Origin of the sequence: Companilactobacillus futsaii JCM 17355 (assembly GCF_001435505.1) — a bacterium.
In the GTDB taxonomy this organism is placed as follows: Bacteria; Bacillota; Bacilli; order Lactobacillales; family Lactobacillaceae; genus Companilactobacillus; species Companilactobacillus futsaii.
This window is the reverse complement of the sequence record NZ_AZDO01000003.1, coordinates 19,513-45,654: the sequence shown is the minus strand read 5'-3', so window position 1 is coordinate 45,654 and position 26,142 is coordinate 19,513. Positions and strand designations below refer to the sequence as shown.

Genomic DNA, 26,142 nt, shown 5'->3' with positions numbered 1-26,142 from the left:
TTAAGGGAGAAATAACTATGCCATTAGTACATATCGATTTGATTGCTGGCCGTTCAGAAGAACAATTAAGAGGAATAGTCAAAGATGTTACAGAAGCCATTGTAAAGAATACAGGTGCTCCTGCTGAACACGTTCATGTTGTTTTAAATGAAATGGAAAAAGAACATTACGCTGTTGGTGGTGTTTTGAAGAGCGACGAAAAATAAATTTGATACTCTCAAGTGATTGGGGGTATTTTTTTTAATTAAAATAAGTTTTGTACAACTTGTTTTAATTTATCTTATGTAACCTTGACGCGCTTTTTTGACTAGTTCAAAATGGACAAGTCATTAATGGAAGGTGAATCATGTTAGAATCTGTTTTTCCCAATAAAGAATTAACTCAAGAACAACAATCTGTTTTCAATCAAATCATGGAATTCAGTCAAAATAACTTACAATGCGGCAAAAAAGGTGTATTTCAGTTAAATGGTGATGCTGGTACTGGTAAAAGCGTTATTTTAACGAAGTTATTTTTAGAAATTGAAAAGAAACATCAAACTAATAACTACTTCCTGGTAAATCATCCAGAACTGTTGAAGGTTTATCAAGCCAATGCTGGTCAATTTAAAGCCTTGCGCAAGAACCGTTTTGTGCGACCAACTAGTTTTATCAATACGATGCATAAAAAGCAGCAAACGGCCGATATAGTCGTTATTGACGAAGCACATTTGTTATTGAGTGAAAGTGACAACTACAATAATTTTCGTCAAAAAAATCAGCTAGAAGAAATCATTAAATTAAGTAAAATCGTAATTCTAGTTTACGATCAACGCCAAGTTTTGAAATTAAAGAGTTATTGGTCACAGTCGTTGTTAGATCGAATTGTATCTGAACAAAAGGTTCAATTTGGGCAGGCTACTTTGAAAGCACAAATGCGAATGCAAGCACCTGAAAAGGTGGTCAATTGGATCGATAATTTAACAATCAATAATAAGTTATTGCCTCTGGAAGATAATAATGATTATTTAATCATGAATACTGAATACGACTTTCGCGTTTATGATGATGCTCAAAAGATGTATCAAGAACTAAAAAAGAAAAATAATGAACTAGGGGAGTGTCGAATCGTTGCTACAGCTGACTATCCTTCGACCTTGGATGGCAAGAAACATTTTGTCAATGAAGGAGAATTTCATTTACCTTGGGATCAATATAATTACGATCAAACAACGTGGGCTCAAAAACCAGAAACAATCAATGAAATAGGATCGATGTATACCGTACAAGGCTTTGATTTACAGTATGTGGCAGTTATTATTGGACCGACAGTTACTTATGCAGGTAATAGTAAAATCAAGGTAGATCCGAAAAAATACGAGGATCGTGAAGCGTTTAAAAATCGCCATGACCATGATTTAGAGAGCCTTGATCAAATCAAGCAAGAACTGATTCTGAATTCTATCAATATTTTATTAAAACGAGGCATCACGGGTTGTTTTATTTACTTTCACGATGCTAAAATTTTTGAGAATTTAAAAAACCAATAGTTGATATTGGCTTTTTTTATAGCCTTTTAGTAACAATAAATGTTTTACGAAAACATAACACTAAAAAAAACAAAACAAAAAAGCAACCATCATACGACAGTCGCTCAATAGGGTAAACTACAAATATTGCTATTGATGTAGTTTAATGTATTCTTTAACAGTTTTGAGTTCATCCGCAGTAGGTTCGTAATCGCCTGATTTTAAATTATGAACTCGTTCAACTGATAGATGACTTTCAAAAGCAAATTGTGTATCAGTCATATCTTTATCTTTTTCATATTGAATAATCATTTCAGAAATGTTTGGTTTATCCATAAAAATACCTCCAATAATTTATAACTCTGATTTAAAAGACTGTCCATCTAGTTAAGGGCCAATAACGCCATTTGACTTCACCAATAACACTCTTTTTATTGATGAATCCAATAATACGGCTATCCTTAGAAACAGTGCGGTGATCTCCCATTACGAAGTAAGTACCTGCTGGAACTTTATTAGTCTTCTTGACTTTGTTTAGGTAAGAACTACTGTATCGTTCTTGCCATTCAGGGGAGTTCTTAGCTAAAGAACTTAATGTGAAATTATAGGTATAACTATAAGGCTTACCTGCATAAAGACTAGTATCTGGTTCTTTGACCTTCTTACCAGCATCAAGGAAGTCCTCTTTATATAGTTTACCATTAATATAAATCTTATTATTTTTAGAAACGACTGTATCTCCAGGTAAACCAATAATTCTCTTAATATAGAAAGTGTTTGCTTCGTCAGGAGCTTTCAAAACGATCACATCGCCACGCGAAAGCTTAGAATGTCTTGTAGCAATTACTTTATCTCCATTTTCAAAGGTCGGTTGCATGGAGGGACCAGAAACCCTATCATTCGAGAGGATAAACTTAAAACCTAGAAAGAAAACAGCGTAGATAGCAATTGTTAATGCAATGGTTTGCAACCAAAACTTCCAACCGCTCTCTTCGTCTTTTTTAGGCTGCCGTCTTTTATTATTTTCTGCCATATTTCACCTCGTACATGTACTACTTAAGATATTACACTTTTTCTAAATTATTGGAAATAATTGTCTTGTTTTCGTCAATAAAATTTAATCTAATTTGGAATAAGCTACGATATTAGTACATCTCAATTACTTTAAGTTTACCGCCTTTTTTAGTAATATAGTCACAATTAAGTCGCAAATTATTCTGGGGGCAAACAAATATGAATTATATTGAAGGACTAAGACAAGATACGGCACAATTACCGAATGGCATGGTTTTCAATGCTCGAATCAAGTTTATGGAACGCATCTGTCAAGCACTGCAAAACAAACAATTACCACGTTACCATTTTCCTCAATTGCAGTTGTCTGAAAACGAAATTAAAGTATATATGGAAAATAATATTCAATTGGATGAAATAGAGTATCAAGCAATGTCAGCACATTTGGAAGAATTTGACCACGATTTGGGTGAGTTTAGAACTTATTTACAGACGCGCTTTGGTTATTGGGCCACTATAACTCAAGATTTTGTAGAACAATTTCCAGAGTTATTTCCTAATCAAGTTTTCTTAGAATTGATGGCAGGGAATGGTTATCTTTCCAAAGGTTTACGTGATTTAGGCGTGAAATCATATTGTACTGATGATTTAAGTTGGTCAAAACATGATCAGACTGGCAATCAAAGAGTTACTGAAGTTGAATCACTAGATGCTTTACAGGCTTTAGAAAAGTATGGTCAAAATGTTGATACGGTTCTTTTGGCTTGGAGTCCTGATCGAGAGGATGTTGATTATCGCGTGTTGCAAAAGGTTCGTGAATTAGGAGTTAATTTCTTAGTCATTGGTGAAAAATATGGAGCTACTAATAGTAAGGAATTTTGGGACAATGCAGAATTAATTGATGATCCAAAGATTGATGAATTAAATAAATATTATTCCAGATATGATTTAGTGCATGATCAAGTTTATTCAGTTAAATAACCATTCAACGAGGTTGGGGCAAAATTGTTCCAACCTTGCTTGGTTGTTTAGTGTAAAATAAGATACCAGTAAGATTAATTATTTAGGTGGTTTCAAATGAAAAAAATAATTTCTAGTATTGTTATCTTTTTGATAATACTTTTAACCGGGGTCGCTATTTCAAAAAGTGACGCTATCAAGTACAACAATACGATGAACCGATTAGGGATGAGTGATGATGCTCTAGTCTTAAAAACTAAATCAAAGAAAAATTTAAAAACAGTTGTTTCAGAATTGTCTGAGGAAAAAACTTCTAGTTACCAAATGATTTTCTTTGAAAAAAGTAATAGCGACATTGGTTATATTTATGGTCATAATAAATTTAATAAACTTCCTTTAACAAGTGGTCGTTATTTCTCAAAAGAAGATTTTACTTCTCAGATTCCATTTGCGGTTCAAGGTAAAGCGTCAGAAATCGAGGCTTATAAACCACAAAGCCAGGCCTATGTCAAAGTTGATGACCATTATATTTCAGTAATTGGTAATACTGGTTTTGATGGCGCTAATATTTTAAATTCACAAACGTTGATTTCACTATCTCCTAATCAACCTAAGTCTAAATATCACTTGAACCAAGTTACAACGGTTATTGATGGTAACGCTTTGTCCAATAAAGAGAGTTTGTCAAAAATCAAGAAGGTTCTACATGTCAAGTCAACACACAAGTATGTTCCACAAACAGATGATTTTACTAATGTTAATACGACTAACAACGGTGAGCTTTACATGGTCGGAATAGTTTTGCTATTCTTCTTGATCGTAGCAGTTGATTTTTATATTTTAATACCATTAAAATTTGATTTATCTAGATCTCATTTAACTGGTGATTTAAAAAATAATTATCGAAATGGTTTGATGATTAGGTATTTGATTTATACATTGATTCCATATGCACTTGGATTCACAGCGGTTCACTGGAAAATCGTTATCATCAGTCACAATACATTCAATTTGTTCATGACAGTCTCAGTCTTGATTACAGTTCTGATAGGTTTGTCACAAATATTCTTTACTAAACGGAGTGATCAGTAACAATGAAAGTCGATTTAAGCAATGACTTTAAAGAGAAATATCGTAAATTAATGGGGAAGAGAGCTGAAAAATTGCTCTCCGCTATTCAAGAAGATAGCCAAGAGGCTTTTCGTTTGAATCCATTGAAAGATAATTACCAAAATGTCGTCTATTCTTTGGACAAACCGATTGAATACAGTAACATCGGTTATTACGGCGATATCGATGGTAATTCGATCGACCATATTTCGGGATATGTTTATAGTCAAGAACCTAGTGCTATGTATGTAACAGAAATTCTTGATCCTACTAAAAATGACAAAATTTTGGATTTGTGTGCGGCTCCCGGTAGCAAAACAACCTATATAGCCTCAAAAATGGCCTCTCAGGGACTTTTAGTCAGCAATGAGATTAATTCTAAGCGTGCTAAAGTATTGTCTTCTAACATTGAAAGAATGGGGATTACTAATACGGTTGTAACGAATAATTCTCCCAAGGATTTTGAGAAGAAGTTCAACAACTTTTTTAATAAGATTTTGGTTGATGCGCCATGTTCTGGAGAAGGAATGTTTAGAAAAGACCCGAAATCGACTCAATATTGGTCACTGGATTACGTCGAACAATGTGCTAATCGTCAGCAACATATTCTAGACTCAACCTACAAATTATTAGATAACGGCGGTACTTTAGTTTACTCAACTTGTACTTTTTCTCCAGAAGAAAACGAACAAAATATCGACTGGTTTTTGAAAAAGTATCCCGACATGCATTTAGTTGACGTGAAGAAATATGCCGGTATGGAAGATGGACGTCCAGAGTGGGGAAATGACAACCCTGAATTAAAGAAAGCTTTAAGAATGTTTCCTGATCGATTTAATGGTGAAGGTCATTTTATGTGCAAGATGATCAAGGATGGCGAAAAATCACAAGCAAAAGAACGTCAAATCAATACTGGTTTGAAAAAAGATGATTTTAAATTCGTAAATAAATTTGCCAAAGCTAATTTGACCTCATTATCAGAAAACAACTGGCTAAAAATCAATGATTTCTTGTATCAAGCGGCTAGTTTAGACAATCGCTTCAAAGGACTGCATATTTTACGAAATGGTCTAAAGCTTGGCGAGTTCAAAAAAAATAGATTTGAGCCTGATATCGCGTGGGTATTAGCACTCAAACCTAATGAGTTAAAAACAGTATTCGAATTAAATCAAGAACAATATGAGAAGTATTTACATGGCGAATCAGTAATTTTAAGTAAACGTCCAGATTTTGACAACAAGTGGATCGGCCTTTCTTATGAAGGTAAATTATTTAGTTGGGGACGTTACAGTAATCAGCAAATAAAAAACGTCTATCCAAAAGGATTAAGACGTTAGAAGTTAATATGACGTTGTTTCATATAATTAGTTAAGTTCCCGTCGAAAATGATGGGAGCTTTTTTGATATCCTCAATTGACTTAGCACCGATAGCAGCCATGATCAATTTGAGTTGTTTGACAAATTCAGTGAAGAAAATTTCTGTTTCACTAAGAGAGTACTTCTGTAAATGGTGCAAAACTAAACCTGACATACCAATGCTAGTAGCACCCATACGTATGGCTTTGATAACATCCATCGGCGTTCTAATGCCACCAGAAGCAAAAATATTTAAATTGTTTTGATAGCTCCTTGATTCCAAGAGTGATTCAACCGTTGAAAGCGAGAATCGGTCTAAATAAGTTAAATCTAATTCATGATTTCTTTCACTTTCAATTTGAGCAAAGTCAGTTCCACCGAAGCCTGAAATATCAACGTTTTTAACACCAATATTGAATAATTGCGCAAGGTTTTCTTGAGATATCCCAAAACCAACTTCTTTAACAATAACAGGAACAGTTACCGTATCAACAATTTCTTTAATATGATCCATCCAGAAAAACTCTTGATCACCTTCAGGCATAGCTAATTCTTGCAAGACATTAAGATGGATCTGTAAAGCATTAGCTTTTAGAAGGTCGATAGCAGTTTGAGCTTGTTTAGCATTGACCTTGGCTGAAACATTAGCAATTACAAAACCATTAAGATTGTGTTCTCTTAAAGTTGTAAAAGAAGCTTTAGTTTCTTCTGGCAAGCGCAGGTAAACACCCATTGAACCACTGGAAACCGGAATATTTAATTTAGCTGCCAGTTGTGATAACTCGGCATTGAATTTATGCGATGGTCTAGAACCACCAGTGATTGCATTAAAGTATATCGGTAAAGACATTTTTTTACCTAAGAAGTCTGTCGTTAAATCAATGTCATTTACTTTCAATTCTGGCAAAGCATTATGAAGAAGGCGAACCCTGTCGAAGTCGGCAAAAGATTCGTCGGTAAAAAATTTTTCAGCTAAGAAAAGATGTTCAACTTTACGTTGCATTTGTGCATCTTGTTTAGGCATGAGCAATTGTGTCTCCAATTTTTAAAGTAAGTGGGGTAATCCCAACTTGTTGCCATTCTTTTTTTAATTCAGTCACATCAAGGTTCATGTCACTCAAAACGATTCCGCAATCGCCACCACCGGCACCAGAAGTTTTGGCAGAACCTCCAAGTTTTTCAGCAATATCACAAAGTCTTGTTAGGAGTTCTGTTTCAATGTGAACGTCACTGAATTCAGCTAAGTCTGCTAACAAATTGCGGTACTTACTGAATGTTTCTTTGACAAGGCGAGAATTGTTAGTTTTAAATCCGTCGATTAGTTTTTCAACGTTTCTACGACTGGCGTGAAGAAAATTTTGGTACTTTTCAACTTTTTGAGCCTTAGTCAAAGCGATTCGATCAACTAAGATAGATGTTGAAGCAGGAGAGCCTGTCCAACCAACTGTTAGTTCTAGATTGTCAGGAAGATTTAAACTCTGAATTTTTAATTTGGGCCAATCGAGTGACAAAATTTCTGTGATACTGTGATTTCTTACCATATTAAAAATCCAGTTACGATCAGGTGAATAGTAAGCCACGATGCCACCAAAAGCACTAGCAGCGATGTCTCCCAAACTGCCATTGCCTTGAACTGACAAGTGGGAGATAGCGGAAATTTTATAAATATCCATTGCTGACAATCCTAAGTGGTAAAAATCACCTAAAGTTTTCACAACAGCTACAGTAACTGCGGCTGATGAGCCTAAACCAAATTTCTTGCCATCAGAAGAATCTAATTCACTAGTTACTAATAAATCATAATAACTTAATTTAGTTCCACACTCTAAAGCGTATTTCTCAACGAATTTGATAGCAGCCAAGATGTATTGCAATTGGCTTTCTGTATCATCAAAAACTAATTCTGTTCCCTGACGATTCCAATGAATCAACTCTTTATTGAGATTTTTCGATTGGATTGTTCCACCATTTTTAGCTTTGTTGATGGTAACAGTCACATACTTATTGACGGAAGTCAAAACTGCGGGAAATCCCGTTTCAACGACCGCATACTCCCCAGCTAAATATAGTTTTCCAGGTGCTTTTCCTGTAGACAAAAATATCATACCTTTCAATTTATATCAGATGTATTCAATCCCGTGACCAATATTAGCAACGACGGTCGTTACATTTGATAATTGTTGTTTGATGTATGTTTGAACCCTTTGAATTGATTCTTTCGTACATATTATTTTAACATTTGGACCAGCATCAATTGTAGCATACGCGAAAATCCCTTTTTGACGAATTTCCTTAATTAATTGAATAATTTGAATCGTTTCTGGCGCAAAATAAGTGAACGAAGGATTTGCAGACAAGGTCAAAGCATGCATACTCATTGCATTGTGCTCGGAAATCTCTCCGATTTTTTGTAAATCTTTTTGAGCAATCGCTTGCTTAATTTCTTTTATCTCTGAAGACACAAGTGTAACCCAATTTGAATAAAAAGGGGAGCTTTTTACACTATTTTCCATGCCAACAGTTGAAGAAATTTTTTTACTATGTTGATTAATCACAACCGATAGTAAGGTTAAGTCAATGTCTGGGGTTTCGTCAATGGGCACAGCAAAAGAGGACTCATTATCGCGACCAGCAATCCATTCAACAAAACCTCCATAAATTGAACGACTGGCAGAACCTGAGCCATTTCTAGCTAAAATTGAAAGTTGTTTTCTATTAAGATTTAATTTTTTAGTTTCATTGATAGCACCAGCTAAAGCTGCAAAACCGGAAGCAGACGATGCAAAACCAGCTGAAGTTGGAACATGATTTATTGTGGTGATTTGGAAGTGATCATCAAAAGAATACATCTGTCTGACGATATCTAAATAACTGCGGATTCTTTTGCTTTCTGCATCGTTTAATAATTTATCATTCAGTGAAATGATGTCTTTGTCATTGTCAATAGTTGTAGCAAGCGTATCCGTATAAAATCTATCTAAAGTCAGTGACAAACTATTCGTGTAGGGAAGTTTATATTGTTTATTTTTCTTGCCCCAGTATTTAATTAGGGCGATATTTGTATAAGCTCGAGCCATTTTAGTCAAAATCTGAATCCTCCGCATAAATTGATAGTGGTTGAATCCAAGTTTGTTCCGCTCCATTTTTAATGAGCGCCTTTTGAATCATTTGGGCATTCGTTAGGTTGCGAGCCAAACAAATAATACAGCCACCACGACCACCACCAGTGATCTTACTACCTAATGATCCAGCGAGATTTGCTGCATCGATTAATTTGTCAGTTTTGGGAATGGCTAAATTCAACTTGGTTAAAATTTCATTAGCTAGGGAGAAAACTAATCCCAACTGTTTCAAATTACCTTGATTTAAATATTTATTTGCATCAGTAGCGTAATCACCTAATTGTTTTAAGTAGGCACCAATGACTTTAGTATTTTCGTCGTACATTTTTCTAACATCAGCAACAGTTTCTTTCGTCTTACCTTTGACACCAGAATCAGCAATCACGATGAAGCCTTCTGAATTAAACGTAAAGGCTTTTGGAGCTTCGTCTTTACTGAATTTGATAGGATATTCTGAACTCACCGTTAAAGCATCTAAGCCACTAGCCTTACCATGAGTAACGGTTTCCGATTTATTGACGTAGTTTAATAATGTTTGATGATCAAGTTTTTGATCAAAGAAGTCAAAAAATGCTCTCGTGATAGCACAAGCAATCGCAGCTGAAGAACCCATCCCACGTTCAATAGGTAAGCCACTGTCGATACTGATCGTGTAATTAACATGATTATTATTCATTTCTTTATCTAACAGACCAATTAAGAATTTAACTCCAGCTAAAGAGTCTGGAATTTGCTCGATTTTTCCAGCATAGTACTTGGAGATCAAAGAATTGTTCTCACTTTGTTTTATTTTTACGATCACAGGTGTACTTAATAATGGGATAGCAAATGCAGGGTAGCCATAAACTACCGCATGTTCTCCCATAATTATTGTTTTTCCGTGACTTTTTCCTATTCCTTTAAGCACATGCTCACCTCAGTTTCTCTAAGTATTTATTTTATACATCTATTGTGATGATTTCCACTTTATGACAGTTAACTATGATAAAATTTTTGCGGGTGAATAAATATGACATTAAATTTTGTATTAGGTAAGAACCAATTTGACCATCATCAAAAAATGATGGAATTATTTAATGAAGATTTTAAAAAAGATCCAGCGGGACAATTTTTCTTCTTAGTTCCCAATCACATAAAATTCGAATCTGAAGTCAATATCCTCAAATCATTTGGTAATGATGACGATGAATTGATTGCTACAAATAATGTCCAAACTTTTTCGTTCTCACGTTTAGCTTGGTATTTTTTGCGTGACAGTGGTGAGTATAACTTAGAAAGCCTAACGCAAACTAAAGCAGCTATGTTGCTAAAAGAAATCGTTCAAACTCATAAAAAGAATTTGAAGATTTTTTCAGGGATGATCGATAAACCGGGATTTTTGGATCAAATGATTTCCCAATTCAATGAGTTTATGAACGGTCAAGTTCAGCCAGAAGATATCGAATTAGTTTTGAATGACAATGGACAAGATGTTTTTGCCGATAAAATTCAAGAATTGAATTTGATTTATACAGCTTATTTGGAACAAATTAAAAATTATAATACGAATGATTTTCAGTTGAATGCTTTGGCTGATTTTTTGAATACTAAAATTAAAACCGATCAATATCATTTTTATATCGAAGGATTTTCATCATTTACAGCTACCGAGTTAAATTTGGTGAAATCATTGATGATCAATAGTGGCAATCTAGATGTGTCATTAGTTTTAGAAAAATCAAAACAAACTGATCCAGCTGATTTTTATTATCGAGCAGATTCAACATACCAACAATTGAATGATTTTGCCAAAAAACAACAAATTGCTAGTAAAGATTATTTTGCACAAAAGCCAAGAATCAGTTCCGACTTAGCTAAATTGGAAAATTATTGGATTCAATCTAGTGGCGTGGGAAATATCAAACCTTCAATTTTTGATGATAAGCGTTCAGTTCAAGTCTGGAGATGTACGGACAAACAGACCGAGATCTCTGCGGTTAGTTCGTACATTCGACAAATGGTCGCTCGTCAAGATTATCGCTACAATGACTTTTTGATTTTAGCTCGTAATTTATCGGAATATGGCTCTTTCGTTGAATCATTTATGGAAAATAATGAAGTTCCTTATTTCATCGATTTACAAAAGAAAATGGCTAACCATCCTTTCAAGCGATTGATCGATTTATTGTTTGCTGTACACAACAAAGGGATGCAAGAAGACGATGTTATCAGTTTGTTAAGAACCGAGTTATTGATTCCAGATGAATTCAAAGATGATTTAGCAACTTTTAGACAAGCCTTAGATCTCACGGAAAATTATGCTTTAGCCAATGGTACGACTAAAAAGAATTGGCTAGGTGCTGTCTTCAAACCAGTTGTTCAATTGGATGAGAAAGTTGATGCCGAAAAAATCCATGAATATCAATTGATCAATGTCATTAAGAGTTTCATAAAATCAATCTATCAACAATTAGGCAAGTTTTTGGATCAGAAATTGTCTTCATTAGAAAGTGCCTCTGCTTTATATGCTTTTTTGACTAATAATCATGTCTTTGATGTTTTGTTAACTTGGCAAAAGCAAGCAACTGAAGAACAAAATCTAACTTTGGCTAATCAACCTGAACAAATCGTTAATTTATTCAATCAAATTTTGGACGAATATGTCACTGTTTTTGGTGAAAAAGAATTTGAATCAGAAGACTTCATTAGTATTTTGGATGCAGCTTTTGAAAATGCTACTTATTCACAAATTCCTTCAACACTTGATGCTGTAAGTATTTCAGAAATTGGAATGATTCAACCAAATAATCGAAAAATCACTTTTATTTTGGGCTCAACTACCGCCAATATGCCAGGGTCAACAGTTTCTAATAATCTTGTGACTGATGATGAGCGAGGATTTTTGAATAATAATTTTACTGATGGTAAGTATTTGAAAGAATCAGATGAAGTGATCAATAATGCCGAGCCATACTTGCATGATATTTCATTTACAGCCAGTTCACAGCGCTTGATCTTCACTTATCCTAATTTAACTGAAGATAACAAAAAGCAGGAATTATCCAGCTATGTCAAGCGAATCAAGGACCATTTTAATTTGGAAGTTGAAGACAAGCTACTCAACCCAGCGACTGATGACTTAGAAGACAATCATATTTTGCAATACATTGGTTCAAAAGCTTCAACTTTGAATTATTTAATTAGGATTTCCAGAAGCGCTTTGGATAAAAATGCTGATTTACCAGACGCCTGGCAATACGTGCGTAAACAATTGTTAGGACGCGACAAAGAGACCTCTGAGTTTGCTTTGAGTTCCTTGAATTATCAAAATAAGCCGGTTGATTTAACTCCAAAGACGGTCAATGCTTTGTATGGAAAAAATATCAATGTTTCAATTTCTCAATTGGAAACTTTCTACAAAAATGAATACGAATATTTCTTGAGATATGGTTTACGTTTGTATCCACGACAATTATTTGAAATAACACCAGCTCAAACAGGTTCAGTCTTTCATGCCGTCTTAGATAGCTTGGTCAAATATCTTAATCAACATAATCAAAAATTAGTCGATTTTAATGATCAAGAAATAACGAAACTGATCGCTGATTTATTTGAAGAACAGGCCAGTTTGCCGGAAAACAAAATATTCAAATCATCTGCGCGAATGCTTTATATTTCTGACAAATTGCAAAGTACCCTAGTTCAATTAGTTAAAAATATGAGACAACAGTATCAAAGAAATGGCTTTAATCCAAAGCGTTCTGAAGTTACCTTTGGCCGGATCAATAATCAACAAGATCTACCAGGGTTGTCTTATCAATTATCTGGTGATCACAAGATCAACGTCCGTGGAAAAATCGACCGAATCGATGAAATGCTTTTGCCAGAACAAGCGTTAGCTTATTTGACGATTATCGATTATAAGTCAAGCGATAAAGATTTCAATTTCCCACAATTTTTAAATGGTATCACTATGCAGATGCCAACTTACATTCAAAGCTTGAATAACAATTTGGAACTATTTAAAGTAGATAATTCTGACGTAAAAGTTGGAGGAGCTTTATATGAACACATCAGCAATCCCTTCATTCCGCTAAGTAAAAAACAAGTACCGATTGCTGAACAAATATTGTCACAGTTCAAACTGCAAGGGATTTTACTAAATGATGAGGATCTGTTGGATAATTTTGATACTGAAGCTAGAACTGCTAAAAATGCAAGATCATCTAGGTCTCCAGTAGTCAGCTTTGGCAAAGACAATGTAATTTCTGATGAAGATTTGTTCAAGATTCTCAATTATAATCGTCGTTTGATTAAATCTGCTGGGGAGAAGATTTATTCAGGGAAATTAAATCTTAATCCTTATCGTTATAAAAAGATTACCGATTTACAATATAGTGATTTTCGGCCAATTTTTGAATTTGATGCAATGTTACCAGAAAATGAATATCACGATATTATCAACTACAACAAAAAAGATGTACTAGAAAAAATCGGAGAAATTTTGGAGGAAGACAATGCCTGAGTGGACACAAGATCAGAAAAAAGCAATTGAACATCGTGGACATGATATTTTAGTTTCTGCAGCCGCTGGTTCTGGAAAAACGACCATTTTAATCGAACGAATCTTACGTGAATTAAAAAGCGATGAAGATGTTGATAATCTATTGGTAGCAACTTTTACCGAAGCAGCCGCTCAAGAGATGAAAGACCGTTTACTTAAAGCCTTGAAAGATGCCGTTAATCAAACTAATAACGCTGAAGAAAAAAGACGTCTCCAAAAACAGATTTTTCATATTCCGATGGCTAACATTAGTACTTTACACGCCTTTTGTTTAAGTGTGATCAAGAAATTTTATTATGTGATCGACCTAGACCCTAATTTTCGCTTATTGAGTGATGATACTGAAAAATCGATTATTCAAGAACAGGCTTACGATAACATTCGTAATAAGTATTACAGCAAAGGTGATTTAGATTTCATTAAATTGACTGATAATTTTACTAATGACAAAACTGATGATGGTTTAAAAGATATTATTTTTAAACTATACGATTTTGCAATTACAACTAGTGATACTAGAGCTTATTTGGATAATTTAAGCAAGACTTATCAATTTAAAAAGTCATTTAGTCAGAGTGACTTCTATCAAAAAGAATTTTTGCCCCAGATCAAATTACGTCTAGATGAAATTTTATTGACGGTCAAACAAGGCCTAGATTTAGCTTTAGAAGATGAGTTGGCAGGAACATATTTAAATGTCTTTAAAGAAGCTGAAGAAAGATTGCAAAAAATCTATGCTGAGTTATCACAGTATAATTATGATCAATTACAAGAATTTTTTTATAACTTTAAATTTAAGAATAAAAAGCAACGTGTTACCAAAGCTGATAAAGAAGGAAAAGACCTTTCGCTTATGAATGAAACAGGGGAGGTCAAGAAGACTTTAGATGATCAACTGAAGAGTCTCGTCACTGATTATTTCTTGAAACCAGAAGCTGGTGTTGATGAAGCTCTAAGAGTTGCTCAAAGTTTAGTACAAAAATTAGTTGAAGTTGAATACAGCTTTATCAAGGAATTTCAAAAACTCAAAACGAATAGTCACGTCCTAGACTTTAATGATTTAGAACATCGAGCAGTCGATATTTTAGAGGGGGAAGTTGATGGTAGAAGAATTGCTCAAGAGTATTACCAAAATAAATTTCATGAATTAATGATCGATGAATATCAAGATGTTAACGCGATGCAGGATAAGATCATCGATTTATTGTCGTGCGAGAATAATCATCGTTTTATGGTAGGGGATATCAAACAATCGATATATGGTTTTAGACAAGCAGCTCCTAGATTGTTTACCGAAAAATACGAAGCTTTTCAAAAAGAAGATAATGATGATGAATTGATTCAATTATCAATGAATTTCCGTTCCTCAAAAGCTGTCGATGATTTCGTCAATAACATTTTTACTAGGATTTTTGATAAAAAGATTGGTGATATCGACTACGATGAGAAATCTAAACTGATTACGGGGACTAATTTTCCTGATTCTGTCGATACGACTAATGAGTTTGACGTTTATATTGGTGATGAAGATGAAGAAGTCACAAAACGGCAAACTCTGATCAGTGCCGCTGCTAAAAAAATTCAGAGTTTGATCGACCAAGGATTTGAAATTTACGACAGCAAAATAAAGGCTGATACTGAAGCTGAGAAGATTCGCCCACTGAAATATTCTGATATTGCCATACTGTCACGAGTTAGGGATAACAATACCGATATTATTTCTTATTTTTCTAAGGTAAATATCCCCGTCATGGTCAAGGATGCTCAGAACTACTTCCAGACAACGGAATTACAAATTATGATGTCGATGTTGAAACTAGTTGATAATCCATACGAAGATATCCCACTAGTTGCCGTTTTACGGTCACCAATCGTTGGTTTGAATGAAGAAGAATTAGCCAAAATCAGATTGATCGATAAACGTAATGGTTATTTTACGGCCTTAAATGAATATGCAGCTTTTGAAAATGCTGAAGAACGTCTTAAAAATAAAATCAGTACGTTTTTAGTTCAACTGGATAATTATCGTGATTTTGCTAATAAAAATAGTATTGCTCGTTTGATTTGGAAAATTTATCAAGAGACTGGTATTTTGGAATATGTTTCTGGGATGCCAGGTGGCAAACAACGTGCTGCTAATTTACATGCTTTGTACCAGCGGGCTAACGCATATGAAGAAAATAATTATAAAGGTTTGCACCAATTCATTAACTTTATTCAACGGATGCAAAAATTAGACAAAGACCTTTCGCAGCCTAATAGTATTGAAGCTAACGATGATACTGTCAAAGTTATGACAGTCCATGGTTCAAAAGGCTTGGAATTTCCAATCGTGATCTATTTAGATATGGATAAGAAGTTCAATATGATGGATGTTAATTCAGACACGGTCTTTGACGCTCAAAAAGGTATTGGGATAACGGTGGCTGACAACGAAACGAGAATCAAATATCGAACGATCCCACGAGGAATTATTAGTTATCAAAAGAAAATTGCTACCGTTTCTGAAGAAATGCGGCTATTGTATGTAGCTTTGACTAGAGCTAAGCAAAAGTTGATCATGCTAGGCTTTACCAAAGATTCAGATAAATTATTAAAAACTTGGAATAATGTAGCTATGACTAATAATTTAGTCAATGAATCTACTAGGATGAAAGCTAATAATTTTCAGAACTTAGTGGGCATCAGTACTTTACAAGATGCTGTTGCTCCTGATTATTACGATGAAGACAGTCACTTGCAATTCAAATTAATTGCGGCTAAAGCTGAAGATACTAAGGCTCCTAAAAATCAAAAAATCAAATTGCTTCCTAAAGAACCCAGTCAATTATTCAAGGATGCTGTTGCTGATATTTTGGATCTGAATTATCAATATCAAGAATCAGTCGAAACAACCGCTTATCAATCCGTTTCTGAAATCAAAGGTTTGTTTGAAGACCCTGACAACGAAAATATGGCCGAGATGTTGCCAGAAAAATCACGTTATAATCTAGGTTCATTTGCTCAACCGGATTTTTTGACGAAGACCAAAAAAGTTACCAATGCTGAAGTTGGTAGTGCGACTCACTTAGTTCTTCAAAAGATCAATATAGAAAAGACACCAGAGATTGACGATTTTGAAGAATTAGTTACTCAAATGACGAATGAAAAATTATTGACACCGGAACTAGCGAAAAAAATCGATTGCTCTAGTTTGGCTAAGTTTTACCAAAGTGATTTAGGCAAAGAGATTGTCACTAATCATCAAAACGTCAGTCGAGAATTTCCTTGTTCAATTTTGATGCCGGCCAGAAAATTATTTAAAGATACTGCAAAAGATTATTCTATTAACGATAAAATCTTAGTTCATGGTATTATTGATGGAGTGATTGAATTAGATGAAGGCGTAATTATTTTTGACTACAAAACTGATCATGTTACTAGCCAAAATGAAGATGAACTTGTTAAGAAGTATTCAGGACAAGTTAATTTGTACGCAAAAGCGATTGAAGCAATCAAGAAAAAGCCCGTTTTGGGCAAATATCTTTATTTCTTGAAGAAAGACCAAGCAGTTAAACTTTAAGAAAAAAGATGAGAGGTGAATGATTTGAAAAACACTTACGCTGTTGTTGATCTGGAAACGACCAATTCTAATTGGCATGACAACGGGCGTATAATTCAATTCGGCTGTGCCCTTATCGAAAATGGTGAAATCACGCATATTTATGATCAAAAAATCAATCCTAAGGTATCGATTCCTAATCGAATTACTGCCTTAACTGGTTTGAGTGATGAAGATGTTAAAGATTCACCTACATTTGAAGAAGTTGCACCTGATATCTTTAAACTTTTAAAAAATCGAGTTTTTATTGCACATAATGTGAATTTTGATTTGACCTTTTTAAATCGTGAATTTAAACGTATCGGAATGAATCAACTAAATGTCAAAGCTATCGATACCGTTGAATTATCGCAAATTCTCTTTCCAACTATCAGTAGTTATAAGTTACAAGATTTAACACGTTATTTGAGTATCGTCCATAAGAATCCACATAGTGCTAATAGTGATGCTCATGTTACTGCAGAATTGTTTTTAGTTATTTTAAAACGAGTTCAGCAATTACCTTTAGATACTTTGCGATTATTGGCTAAATTTGGTAAGAATACTTTGAGGGAAACAGATTTAGTCTTTAAAACTGTTTTAGAAGAGCGAGAAAAGAATGCTCGAACAGAAGTTTTACCAGCTTACTTGTATGAGCGTGGAGGTCTTATTTTACGAAAAAAAGATTTCCATGTTAGTGAACAAATTGATCATTCGACTAAATATCCACAATCTAAAGAAGCCAAAAAGAAATTACTTGCTGGCATTCTTGATTATCGAGTGAACCAATCCAAGTTGATGGATAATATTTATAAGACTAGTCAACATCGTGACAAATATAAAAAGTGGAATCTAATTGAAGCGCCAACTGGGGCAGGTAAGACTCTAGGTTATTTGTTGCCACTATCTTATTTGATCAACAGTGATCAAAAACTGGTAATTGCAACAACAACAAAGGTTTTGCAACAGCAAATCGTTGAGCAATCGATTCCATTATTGAACCAAGTAACAGGTAATAATTATCATGCTGAAATTGTTAAGAGTAGTTATAATTTCATTGATTTGGATCGTTTCTCTGAAGCTTTAGATAATTATCGTTTGCATAGTCACACAGCTATTTTAAAAATGAAGATTATTGTTTGGTTGACGATGACTACGACCGGTGATTTGAGTGAATTACATTTAACTAATTACAGCAGTCCTTTGTTTAGCATTATTAGACATCGTGGTGAACCCAAAGAAAACTCAATTTATAGCAATGATGATTTTTGGCTTTATCAACAAAATCGTTATTTAGAATCTAAGATTTTAGTCACTAACCAGTCATTCTTAGCTAGACATCTAGATAGTCAATTTTGGGGTGGAAATTCTTACTTAGTAATTGATGAAGCTAATCATTTTGCCGGTAGTTTGCGGGATGCTAGTTCACCAACGATTGATTTTTTGAAATTGAATGAATACGTCAAAAAAATCAGCGATATTCTTTATCAAAATCGTGTAACGCTGCGTTATGCTTTTACTGAAGTAACAACACAGTTATGGAATTACCAAGATCTACAGACGATGGAAACTCACTTTCAAGCGGTTGATGAATTAATGGAACGCATCGAATACAATATTTTTGGTAATTATATTCGGAATAAAGTTAGTTTCAAAGATCGACAAGAATTCGTTTCAATTTTAGACAGTAGCAACGAATTTGGTAAAGATAATGATCAATTAGCTGAATTATTGTCTGATTTGATTGTTGAATTGTCGTTGATTTCCAATCGAGTTGAAACTTTATTTGATCAATATAATTTCCAGAAAAACTTTATTTCAGTGGAATTATCCAAGGTAATCTCTAATTTGACGATTGAAAATGCTAAATTGCGAACAGTTTTGAAAAACCTAGATGAACTGTTGCAAGCTTTAAAGAGTCCTGATAATAAATTTGGTTTACAATTAGAAATGCGTGATTACTACGATCCAAAAACCTTGAAAATCAGTTGGCGACAATACGATATTCGTGATTTGATTGCAGATACGACAGATAGATTTAGCCAGATTTTTGCAATAGGTGCGGCTATTACGATTCAAAAGGATTTTTCACATTTTATTTTGGATACCCAATTGAATCAGAATCAAATTAATCAGATGATTATTTTGCCGGATATGAATAGTATTTCTAAAAATAGTAAAATTTATTTGCCAGCTAACTTACCAGATATCCAATCGCTTAACAGTGAAGAATATTTTGATATGGTTACAGAATATATTGTTGATATTCTGGATAATTTAAACCATCAAACAATGATTTTGTTCAATTCGTTAAACACTTTAGCGAAAGTTTATGAACGGCTGATGGAAACGGACGTTAAAGAAAAATGGGAGATTTTGGCGCAAGGTGTGACCGGCTCTAATGAAAAGATCAAGAAACGTTTTGCAATTGGTCGTCGATCGGTCTTATTGGGAGCAAACTCGTTTTGGGAAGGTGTCGACTTTCCTAAAAAAGTTCTAGAAATCCTAATCGTGACTCGAATTCCATTTGAATCACCTGAACAACCAGATGTTAGAATTAAACAGGATATTTTGAAACAACAAGATTTAAATGTTTTTAAAGTTGATTCTTTGCCAAATGCTATCTTACAATTACGTCAAGGCTTGGGTCGTTTGATTAGAACTCCCAATGATCGGGGCGTGATCTTATTGTTGGATAATCGTATTTTGACGAAGAATTATGGTAAAACTATTTTGGATTCGTTGCCAAAAGGATTACCAGTAATCAATGAGGATATGGATTCTATTAAAAAAGATATAAATGACTTTTTGAATTAAGTAAATTATTGCTATACTATTTTTGTTAGTAAAAAAGGAAGTATTATGAATAAAAGTACAAAAATCTTATTGACCATTTCATTAATTGCATTAGCAATAGTTTCTGCATTAACCTATTTGAATCTTTCGACAGCACCAAACTCGAGTGCTAAATCACAAGCTAACGAAATTGCCAAAGAAAAGGCTGGCATCGTTCAGCCTGATTATTTCGGTAACTATACGCGTAAAAAGCAATATTATGCAGTCGGTGGTTTAACAAAAGGTGAAAAGTATCGATACATCGTTATTGATGCCAAAAGTGGTAAAACTGATATTTTCAACAAAAACAATGCACCAGTTCGTCAAACGATTATTGATGGAGTAGCCCAACGTTATGGTGCTAAGAAGATTTTGCATATAAATTTAGGAATTTATAAAAAGAAACCTACTTGGGAAGTAACTTTCCAAAAGAAAAATGGTAAAATCGGCTACAATTTAGTTGATTTTAAAACTGGTAAAAGTATTCAGATCATTAATAATATTTAAAAAACAAAAAAAGTCGAGATCGTCTTCTCGGGCTTTTTTTATGTATTGGAGTAATTTATATGAATGATGATTTATTCAACTCGTTTGTCGACAGTGGCAGTACGACTATCAACAATTTAATAATTAAAAATTTTCATAAATTGGGTATGACAGAGCGTGATCTCGTTGTTTATTTGGCTCTATCAATGTATGCTCAAAAAGGTAATACTTTTCCAATGGCTCAAGATTTAGCTAAGGATACTGGAATGGACGAAGCTTCAATCTATACGATCATTCAAGGATTAATAAAGTTGGGTATTATTGAATTAAAAACCGTAGTCGACCATCATCAACAACGAGATATTTATTCTTTGACACCAATTTTTTATCGATTGAAGAATCTTTTGGAACAAGAAAAACTGGCTAATAAACAAGACAAATTGATGTCAGATACTGAAGAATTGTTCAAAAAAATCGAAGTGGAGTTTGGTCGTCCAATTTCACCAATTGAGCAGGAACAAATTCACCAGTGGATCGATGACGATCATTACAGTATTGAATTGATTGATCTAGCATTGAAAGAAGCTGTTTTAAATCAAGCCTATTCATTAAAGTACATGGATCGGATTTTAATTAGCTGGGAAAAGAGTAATATTAAGACAGCAGAACAACTCCAAGAACGACGAAAGAAGCTGGGATATTAATGTTAAAAGATGAACAAATCGTCTGGGCTATTCACCAGATGGAAGAAGATATTGGACCGGTTGGTCCGTCACTAGATTCAAGAACGCCATTTCAATATTTAGTGTCGGTTATTTTGAGTGCACAAGCAACTGATGTGTCCGTCAACAAGGTCACACCGATTTTGTTTGCTAAGTACCCAGAACCAAAAGACCTCATGAACGCTAATATAGAAGACGTAGAGCAAATTATCAAAAGCGTGGGCCTATTCCATAATAAAGCAAAAAACATCATTAAAACGGCACGTATAGTCCATGAGGAATTAAACGATGTTGTCCCCGAAACTAGGAAGGGTATCATGGCACTTCCTGGTGCAGGTAGAAAAACAGCCAACGTAGTTTTAAGTGATGTTTTCAATCAATCGACCTTCGCTGTGGATACACATGTTTCAGCTATTTCAAAACGATTGAATTTTGTAGATCAAAAAGCTAATCCTTTGCAAGTTGAAAAGAAGATTGTGAGTGTTTTAAAACCCGAAGAACTTCACCGTGCGCATCATACGATGATTGAGTATGGACGGAAATACTCAATGAAACTGGATCCAACTAAGGAAACTAATCAGCTGATTATTACTTGTGACAAATTAAATGAGGAAAATGAGGGACTACCTCAAAAATAAAATAAAAAGGTTCAAAACAGAAAAAATCTGTCTTGAACCTTTTTTATTTATTGTGCGTTATTGTCTGCAGAACTGTTAGTTGTAGCACCATTGTTAGTCGTAGCGCCACTATTGGTTGTACCACCACCGGTATTGCCAGTCGTGCCACCAGTGGTTCCACCGTTGGAATCAGTTGAACCACTATTATTGCCAGTTGTGCCGCCAGTAGTTCCACCATTGGAATTACCAGTATTCGAAGAATTATTGTTATCAGTAGTGTTGCCATTACTATTAGTACTGTTATTAGTATTCCCAGTCGAATTTGAACTGCCATTGGAATCACTATTTTCATTATTATCCGCATCAGAACCAGTAATTTCTACACGACCATCAGTACCTGTATCATTTTCCTCATCACTAGATTCAGAAGAACTGCTTGAATGGTTGTTTGAAGTTACTTGATTACTACTTGAGCTAGAAGCACTACTTGAAGTGTAATCGGAATCCTTGTATGGATTGGAAGGCGCATGACCTTTAACAAACAATTCTTTAGTATAAGTGGATGAACTCGAACTAGGTGAGGCAACTGTTGGTGTAGTTGAACCGTTGTTCTTGATCATCATAGAAACGACGGAACTAGGTTTCTTCCAATTAGGATTGCTGTCAGTTTGTTTAGCCAAATAACTCATCTCGGCTTTATAAATCTTACCAGCAACACTTTGATAAGTTGAAGAAATTCCGTTTTGATTTTCGGAATCATAACCGGTCCAAACACTCATTGAGTAGTTTCTAGTGTAACCATTGTACCAAGAATCTTTTGCTTTACCATTTAACAATGAGTTAGCAGCGATTGCATCAGAAGAATAGTTAGTAGTACCAGTTTTACCGGCTTGATGTAATCCAGAAATGTTAGCATAAGTGGCATAACTTGAAGGAACGCCCTTTAAGACATCAGTAATCATGTAAGCCGTTGAATCCTTCATTGCACGTTTACCAGACTTACTATAGTTATGAACCATCCCGTCAGCTGTTTCAATTTTAGAAACATAATATGGTTTGTAGTATGTTCCACCATTCGAAAATGCTGCATAAGCAGAAGCTCCTTGAAGTGATGAAACTGAACCACCAATACCAACTGATAAGCCATCGCTTTCTTTGATTGAATCAATTCCTAAACCTTTAGCAAAATCAATCGCATTGGATAATCCTACTGCTGACAAAGTTCTGATAGCAGGGACATTTCTAGAATTGACCAAAGCCTTTCTCAAACTCATTTGACCTTGATATTCTTCATCCCAATCCTTTAGTTGGATATTGGTTCCAGGATAAGTATATTCAGTATCTTCTAATTGATGATAAGTTGACCAATTAAGATTTTCGATAGCTGGAGCATAATCCAAAATAGGTTTCATCGTTGAACCATTACTACGAGTAGTTTGTACAGCTCGGTTGAGCCCAAATTGTACATTTCCTAGATTTCTTCCACCAATCATTGCTACGACCTTACCGTTATTAGGGTTAACGATCGAAGCACCAACTTGCATTTTTGAATCAGGGAATTGAACGTAACTAGATGAGTTAACGATATTGTAAAGACGTTTTTGAGCGCCATAGTCCATATTGATAGTAATTTTTAGATTATCACGATATGGATCAAATCCTTTTTTCTTAACTTCTGAAATTGCTTCTTTAATGTATGGATCAGCAATTATTCGTTTAGTATTGTTACTGTTTGAAACCTTCTTGTAAGGCAAGAGGCCATCAGAAATTGGTGTATTGATAGCTTCTTGAGCCTGTGATTTAGTAATTTTATTGTTATTGTACATAGCTTTAATAACTAAATCACGACGTTGCTTAGATTGAGTAGGGTGGGTGTATGGATCATAATTACTTGGTGCATTAGGTAAGCCAGCTAACATTGCCATTTGAGCCAAGCTCAACTTATTCAATGACTTGCCATAATAGTACTTGGCCCCAGTTTCAATCCCATAGATACCATTGTTCAAATAAACTTTATTAACGTAAAATTCTAGGATCTGCTGCTTAGAGAATTTTTGACTAACACGCATCGCCAGCCAAGCCTCTTGCATTTTTCGTTTAAAAGTTTGATCTTTAGTATCGGTAGAGAAGACTGTTAATTTTACTAATTGTTGCGTTAAGGTACTTCCACCTTGGAGAGTCCCTTTAGTAATATTGTTAAAAGCTGATTTAGCAATTCTTACAGGATCGATTCCAAGTGGTTCATTGTAAAAATTCTTATCCTCAATTGAAATTACGGCATCTTCCATCTGTTGTGGTACTTTATCGATGGTCACATAATTTCTCTTATTGTCCCCAAGTGAAGCGATTTGTTTACCGGTTGAGTCAACAATCGTTGAAGATCCACCGCTTTGTAAGTTTTCCTGACTAATAGACGGTGCACTAAAAGCGTAGTAAACAAAGATGAACAAAAATATTCCTGCCAATACGGCAACAATGGCTAAAAACCATTTGAGAATATTTTTGAAAGTCAATATACTGGTATTTTTTTTCATTCTTTCTCCTTCCCACTTTCTATCAATTGTTGTATAGCATCAATATAAGGTAAAGTAGGATCATAATTAGCTTTGATCTCAATTGAACAATCAACGATATCCTTAAGCTGAATGGATTTAGCACCATCATGCCTTTGGGCATCCCAATGAACAAAGAGGTCATCCGCTGGCATTACAAAATAGCGTTTTAAAGTTACGTATTTTATAATAACAAAACAGATGCCACCTTGTTTTTGACACATTCTAAGATGATCAATTTGATGTTGATGAAAGTTTTTTAAAGGAAAAGTATTTTTATTTTTAGTTTCCTTAGCCTCAAAATCAACATAGTAGCCATTGTATACGCCATTGTAATCAGTCGTAGAAGCCTGTCGAAAGTAAGCTTCTCTAATAACAGCTTTACTTCGCTTTGGATAATCGACCTTGACAATTTGTATTGGCGTAGGTTTTTTGTAAACCACGGCAATATCGTGACTACGGTAATACTTGTTGCTTTCATTAATCTCTTCTTCAAGGGTCATACCACGATCACCAAAAATGAGTTTCTTCTTGGCACTAGTATTTAAAGAAGGTCTTGACGGACGATTATTGTGGAAAACACGACCGTCAGGGTAGTTTATTTTCAAAATATCAACTCCTACTCTGCAAATTATACCATGATGGTAAAAATAATAATTATTGGGAGGATTCTTTATGATTAAAAATCTATGGATCACTGGATACCGTTCTTACGAATTAGGTATTTTTAAAGATGATGACCCAAAAGCCAAAGTAATTCAAGACTTTTTTAGTCAAAGAATTACAGATTACGCTGAAGACGGGATGGAATGGGTCATCACTGGAGCTCAACTAGGTACGGAGCAAATAGTTGGAAAAGCCGTGCAAGAAGTGAAGAAAAAGGGCTATAATATTAGACATGCAGTAATGCTACCGTTTTCAGAATTTGGCAGTCAGTGGAATGAGAAAAAACAGCTATTGTTAAATGTTTTTTTAAGAAATGCAGACTATGTCAATAAAGTCTCCGATATGAGTTATCATAATCCTAGACAATTGAGAGTATGGCAAGAATTTATGCTCAAACATACTGATGGTGCTTTGATTTTTTATGATCCAGATAGCGGTGGCAAACCAAAATATGATTATGAGGCTATCAAAGCTTATCAGGATCGTGGAATCGATTATCAGTTAGAACTAATTGATTTTGATTCTATGCAGGACTTTGCTAATATGTTATATGATAGTTAGGTTATAAGATAAATTGACAATAATTAACACTGGGGTGTTTTAAATGAATAATATGAATGGAATGAATCCACAAACAAATAATAATAATGATCTTTCATTAAATTATCAACCAAACGATATTCTCCAAAAAGAATTCAAAACTAAAATGCGTGGTTATGATCCAACAGAAGTCGACCAATTTTTAGATGGAATTATTAAAGATTACGAAACATTTGCTAACGAAATCGATCAACTTAAGAGTGAAAATGATCGTTTAATGCAAGCACGTAATGCTGGTCCAGGAAATAATAATCCTAATCAAAATTTTCAACAACGTCCACAAAATAATCGAATGAGACCTCAACCAAAGAGCTCTACTGCTGAAGCTTCAACTAATTATGATATTTTGAGACGTATCTCTAATCTTGAAAAGCGTGTCTTTGGCCATGACTTCAGCAATGGTTTGCCTGATGAAAATCACGAAACTAAGCAATTTGCATCAGCAGTCGTACCTAACAATATGAATCACAAT

General features: G+C 34.4%; 20 protein-coding genes and 1 pseudogene. 13 read left to right on the top strand and 8 right to left on the bottom strand.

The annotated features are described in order from the left end of the window. Positions 1–17 precede the first annotated feature (17 nt). Entirely contained in the window at positions 18–206 is a 189-nt protein-coding gene (locus FC88_RS00390) for a 2-hydroxymuconate tautomerase (protein WP_057811836.1), read from the top strand. Positions 207–346: 140 nt separating this feature from the next. Then, positions 347–1,528 carry a DUF2075 domain-containing protein gene (locus tag FC88_RS00385; protein WP_057811835.1) on the top strand — a complete coding sequence of 394 codons (1,182 nt, stop codon included), beginning with the start codon at positions 347–349 and terminating at the stop codon, positions 1,526–1,528. Between the two features lie 129 nt (positions 1,529–1,657). Here FC88_RS00385 and FC88_RS00380 read toward each other — a convergent pair whose 3' ends face one another. Continuing rightward, a complete protein-coding gene (locus tag FC88_RS00380; protein ID WP_057811834.1) occupies positions 1,658–1,843 on the bottom strand; it encodes an LBP_cg2779 family protein in 186 nt (61 codons plus the stop codon). Positions 1,844–1,874: 31 nt separating this feature from the next. After that, positions 1,875–2,540, bottom strand: a complete 666-nt coding sequence (gene lepB, locus FC88_RS00375) for a signal peptidase I (protein ID WP_057811833.1) — start codon at positions 2,538–2,540, stop codon at positions 1,875–1,877. A 200-nt stretch (positions 2,541–2,740) separates the two neighbouring features. Between lepB and FC88_RS00370 the strand changes: the two genes are divergently transcribed. From FC88_RS00370 to FC88_RS00360, 3 genes are all read left to right on the top strand, one after another. After that, positions 2,741–3,502 carry a hypothetical protein gene (locus FC88_RS00370; protein ID WP_057811832.1) on the top strand — a complete coding sequence of 254 codons (762 nt, stop codon included), beginning with the start codon at positions 2,741–2,743 and terminating at the stop codon, positions 3,500–3,502. Between the two features lie 96 nt (positions 3,503–3,598). Further along, positions 3,599–4,573, top strand: a complete 975-nt coding sequence (locus FC88_RS00365) for a hypothetical protein (protein ID WP_057811831.1) — start codon at positions 3,599–3,601, stop codon at positions 4,571–4,573. A gap of 2 nt (positions 4,574–4,575) precedes the next feature. Further along, positions 4,576–5,928: an RsmF rRNA methyltransferase first C-terminal domain-containing protein gene (locus FC88_RS00360; RefSeq protein WP_057811830.1), complete on the top strand. Its 1,353-nt coding sequence runs from the start codon at positions 4,576–4,578 to the stop codon at positions 5,926–5,928. Here the strand turns inward: FC88_RS00360 and fni are convergent. The 4 genes from fni to mvk are packed head-to-tail and all read right to left on the bottom strand — an operon-like array spanning position 5,925 to position 9,976. Beyond that, positions 5,925–6,971, bottom strand: coding sequence for a type 2 isopentenyl-diphosphate Delta-isomerase (gene fni / locus FC88_RS00355; RefSeq protein ID WP_057811829.1), 1,047 nt, complete (start codon positions 6,969–6,971; stop codon positions 5,925–5,927). The genes FC88_RS00360 and fni overlap by 4 nt on opposite strands. Next, positions 6,964–8,043, bottom strand: coding sequence for a phosphomevalonate kinase (locus FC88_RS00350; protein ID WP_187323374.1), 1,080 nt, complete (start codon positions 8,041–8,043; stop codon positions 6,964–6,966). Before FC88_RS00350 ends, fni begins: the two co-directional genes overlap by 8 nt. Positions 8,044–8,067: 24 nt before the next feature. Continuing rightward, entirely contained in the window at positions 8,068–9,024 is a 957-nt protein-coding gene (gene mvaD, locus FC88_RS00345; RefSeq protein ID WP_235526883.1) for a diphosphomevalonate decarboxylase, read from the bottom strand. Position 9,025: 1 nt separating this feature from the next. After that, positions 9,026–9,976, bottom strand: a complete 951-nt coding sequence (mvk, locus tag FC88_RS00340) for a mevalonate kinase (RefSeq protein ID WP_149029839.1) — start codon at positions 9,974–9,976, stop codon at positions 9,026–9,028. Positions 9,977–10,078: 102 nt separating this feature from the next. Between mvk and FC88_RS00335 the strand changes: the two genes are divergently transcribed. From FC88_RS00335 to FC88_RS00310, 6 genes are read left to right on the top strand one after another with little or no spacing between them, the layout of a single operon-like run. Continuing rightward, positions 10,079–13,573: a PD-(D/E)XK nuclease family protein gene (locus FC88_RS00335; RefSeq protein WP_057811825.1), complete on the top strand. Its 3,495-nt coding sequence runs from the start codon at positions 10,079–10,081 to the stop codon at positions 13,571–13,573. Next, positions 13,566–17,174 (top strand): helicase-exonuclease AddAB subunit AddA, encoded by a 3,609-nt coding sequence (gene addA, locus FC88_RS00330; RefSeq protein WP_057811824.1) that lies wholly within the window; start codon positions 13,566–13,568, stop codon positions 17,172–17,174. Before FC88_RS00335 ends, addA begins: the two co-directional genes overlap by 8 nt. Before the next feature lie 24 nt (positions 17,175–17,198). Continuing rightward, positions 17,199–20,009: a helicase C-terminal domain-containing protein gene (locus tag FC88_RS00325; protein ID WP_057811823.1), complete on the top strand. Its 2,811-nt coding sequence runs from the start codon at positions 17,199–17,201 to the stop codon at positions 20,007–20,009. Positions 20,010–20,054: 45 nt separating this feature from the next. Beyond that, positions 20,055–20,534, top strand: a complete 480-nt coding sequence (locus tag FC88_RS00320; RefSeq protein ID WP_057811822.1) for a hypothetical protein — start codon at positions 20,055–20,057, stop codon at positions 20,532–20,534. Positions 20,535–20,593: 59 nt separating this feature from the next. Then, positions 20,594–21,217 carry a DnaD domain protein gene (locus FC88_RS00315; RefSeq protein ID WP_057811821.1) on the top strand — a complete coding sequence of 208 codons (624 nt, stop codon included), beginning with the start codon at positions 20,594–20,596 and terminating at the stop codon, positions 21,215–21,217. Next, positions 21,217–21,873, top strand: coding sequence for an endonuclease III domain-containing protein (locus FC88_RS00310; protein ID WP_057811820.1), 657 nt, complete (start codon positions 21,217–21,219; stop codon positions 21,871–21,873). Before FC88_RS00315 ends, FC88_RS00310 begins: the two co-directional genes overlap by 1 nt. Positions 21,874–21,920: 47 nt before the next feature. On the opposite strand, the gene FC88_RS00305 is transcribed toward FC88_RS00310, so the two are convergent. Together FC88_RS00305 and recU are read right to left on the bottom strand one after the other, a co-directional pair. Next, positions 21,921–24,386, bottom strand: coding sequence for a transglycosylase domain-containing protein (locus FC88_RS00305; RefSeq protein ID WP_057811819.1), 2,466 nt, complete (start codon positions 24,384–24,386; stop codon positions 21,921–21,923). After that, entirely contained in the window at positions 24,383–25,012 is a 630-nt protein-coding gene (recU, locus tag FC88_RS00300; RefSeq protein ID WP_057811818.1) for a Holliday junction resolvase RecU, read from the bottom strand. Before recU ends, FC88_RS00305 begins: the two co-directional genes overlap by 4 nt. A 67-nt stretch (positions 25,013–25,079) precedes the next feature. Here recU and FC88_RS00295 point away from each other — a divergent pair, with 67 nt between their 5' ends. Together FC88_RS00295 and gpsB are read left to right on the top strand one after the other, a co-directional pair. Then, positions 25,080–25,631, top strand: a complete 552-nt coding sequence (locus FC88_RS00295; RefSeq protein ID WP_057811817.1) for an SLOG family protein — start codon at positions 25,080–25,082, stop codon at positions 25,629–25,631. Between the two features lie 61 nt (positions 25,632–25,692). Further along, positions 25,693–26,094 (top strand): annotated as a pseudogene (gene gpsB / locus FC88_RS13330) (cell division regulator GpsB); the annotation flags it as partial. Positions 26,095–26,142 lie beyond the last annotated feature (48 nt).

What these genes read in the sequence shown, in the direction of transcription:
- FC88_RS00390 (WP_057811836.1), top strand. Translation starts at nt 18, where the DNA reads ATGCCATTAGTACATATCGATTTGATTGCTGGCCGTTCAGAAGAACAA.
- FC88_RS00385 (WP_057811835.1), top strand. Translation starts at nt 347, where the DNA reads ATGTTAGAATCTGTTTTTCCCAATAAAGAATTAACTCAAGAACAACAA.
- FC88_RS00380 (WP_057811834.1), bottom strand. Translation starts at nt 1,843, where the DNA reads ATGGATAAACCAAACATTTCTGAAATGATTATTCAATATGAAAAAGAT.
- lepB (WP_057811833.1), bottom strand. Translation starts at nt 2,540, where the DNA reads ATGGCAGAAAATAATAAAAGACGGCAGCCTAAAAAAGACGAAGAGAGC.
- FC88_RS00370 (WP_057811832.1), top strand. Translation starts at nt 2,741, where the DNA reads ATGAATTATATTGAAGGACTAAGACAAGATACGGCACAATTACCGAAT.
- FC88_RS00365 (WP_057811831.1), top strand. Translation starts at nt 3,599, where the DNA reads ATGAAAAAAATAATTTCTAGTATTGTTATCTTTTTGATAATACTTTTA.
- FC88_RS00360 (WP_057811830.1), top strand. Translation starts at nt 4,576, where the DNA reads ATGAAAGTCGATTTAAGCAATGACTTTAAAGAGAAATATCGTAAATTA.
- fni (WP_057811829.1), bottom strand. Translation starts at nt 6,971, where the DNA reads ATGCCTAAACAAGATGCACAAATGCAACGTAAAGTTGAACATCTTTTC.
- mvaD (WP_235526883.1), bottom strand. Translation starts at nt 9,024, where the DNA reads ATGGCTCGAGCTTATACAAATATCGCCCTAATTAAATACTGGGGCAAG.
- FC88_RS00335 (WP_057811825.1), top strand. Translation starts at nt 10,079, where the DNA reads ATGACATTAAATTTTGTATTAGGTAAGAACCAATTTGACCATCATCAA.
- addA (WP_057811824.1), top strand. Translation starts at nt 13,566, where the DNA reads ATGCCTGAGTGGACACAAGATCAGAAAAAAGCAATTGAACATCGTGGA.
- FC88_RS00320 (WP_057811822.1), top strand. Translation starts at nt 20,055, where the DNA reads ATGAATAAAAGTACAAAAATCTTATTGACCATTTCATTAATTGCATTA.
- FC88_RS00315 (WP_057811821.1), top strand. Translation starts at nt 20,594, where the DNA reads ATGAATGATGATTTATTCAACTCGTTTGTCGACAGTGGCAGTACGACT.
- FC88_RS00310 (WP_057811820.1), top strand. Translation starts at nt 21,217, where the DNA reads ATGTTAAAAGATGAACAAATCGTCTGGGCTATTCACCAGATGGAAGAA.
- FC88_RS00305 (WP_057811819.1), bottom strand. Translation starts at nt 24,386, where the DNA reads ATGAAAAAAAATACCAGTATATTGACTTTCAAAAATATTCTCAAATGG.
- FC88_RS00295 (WP_057811817.1), top strand. Translation starts at nt 25,080, where the DNA reads ATGATTAAAAATCTATGGATCACTGGATACCGTTCTTACGAATTAGGT.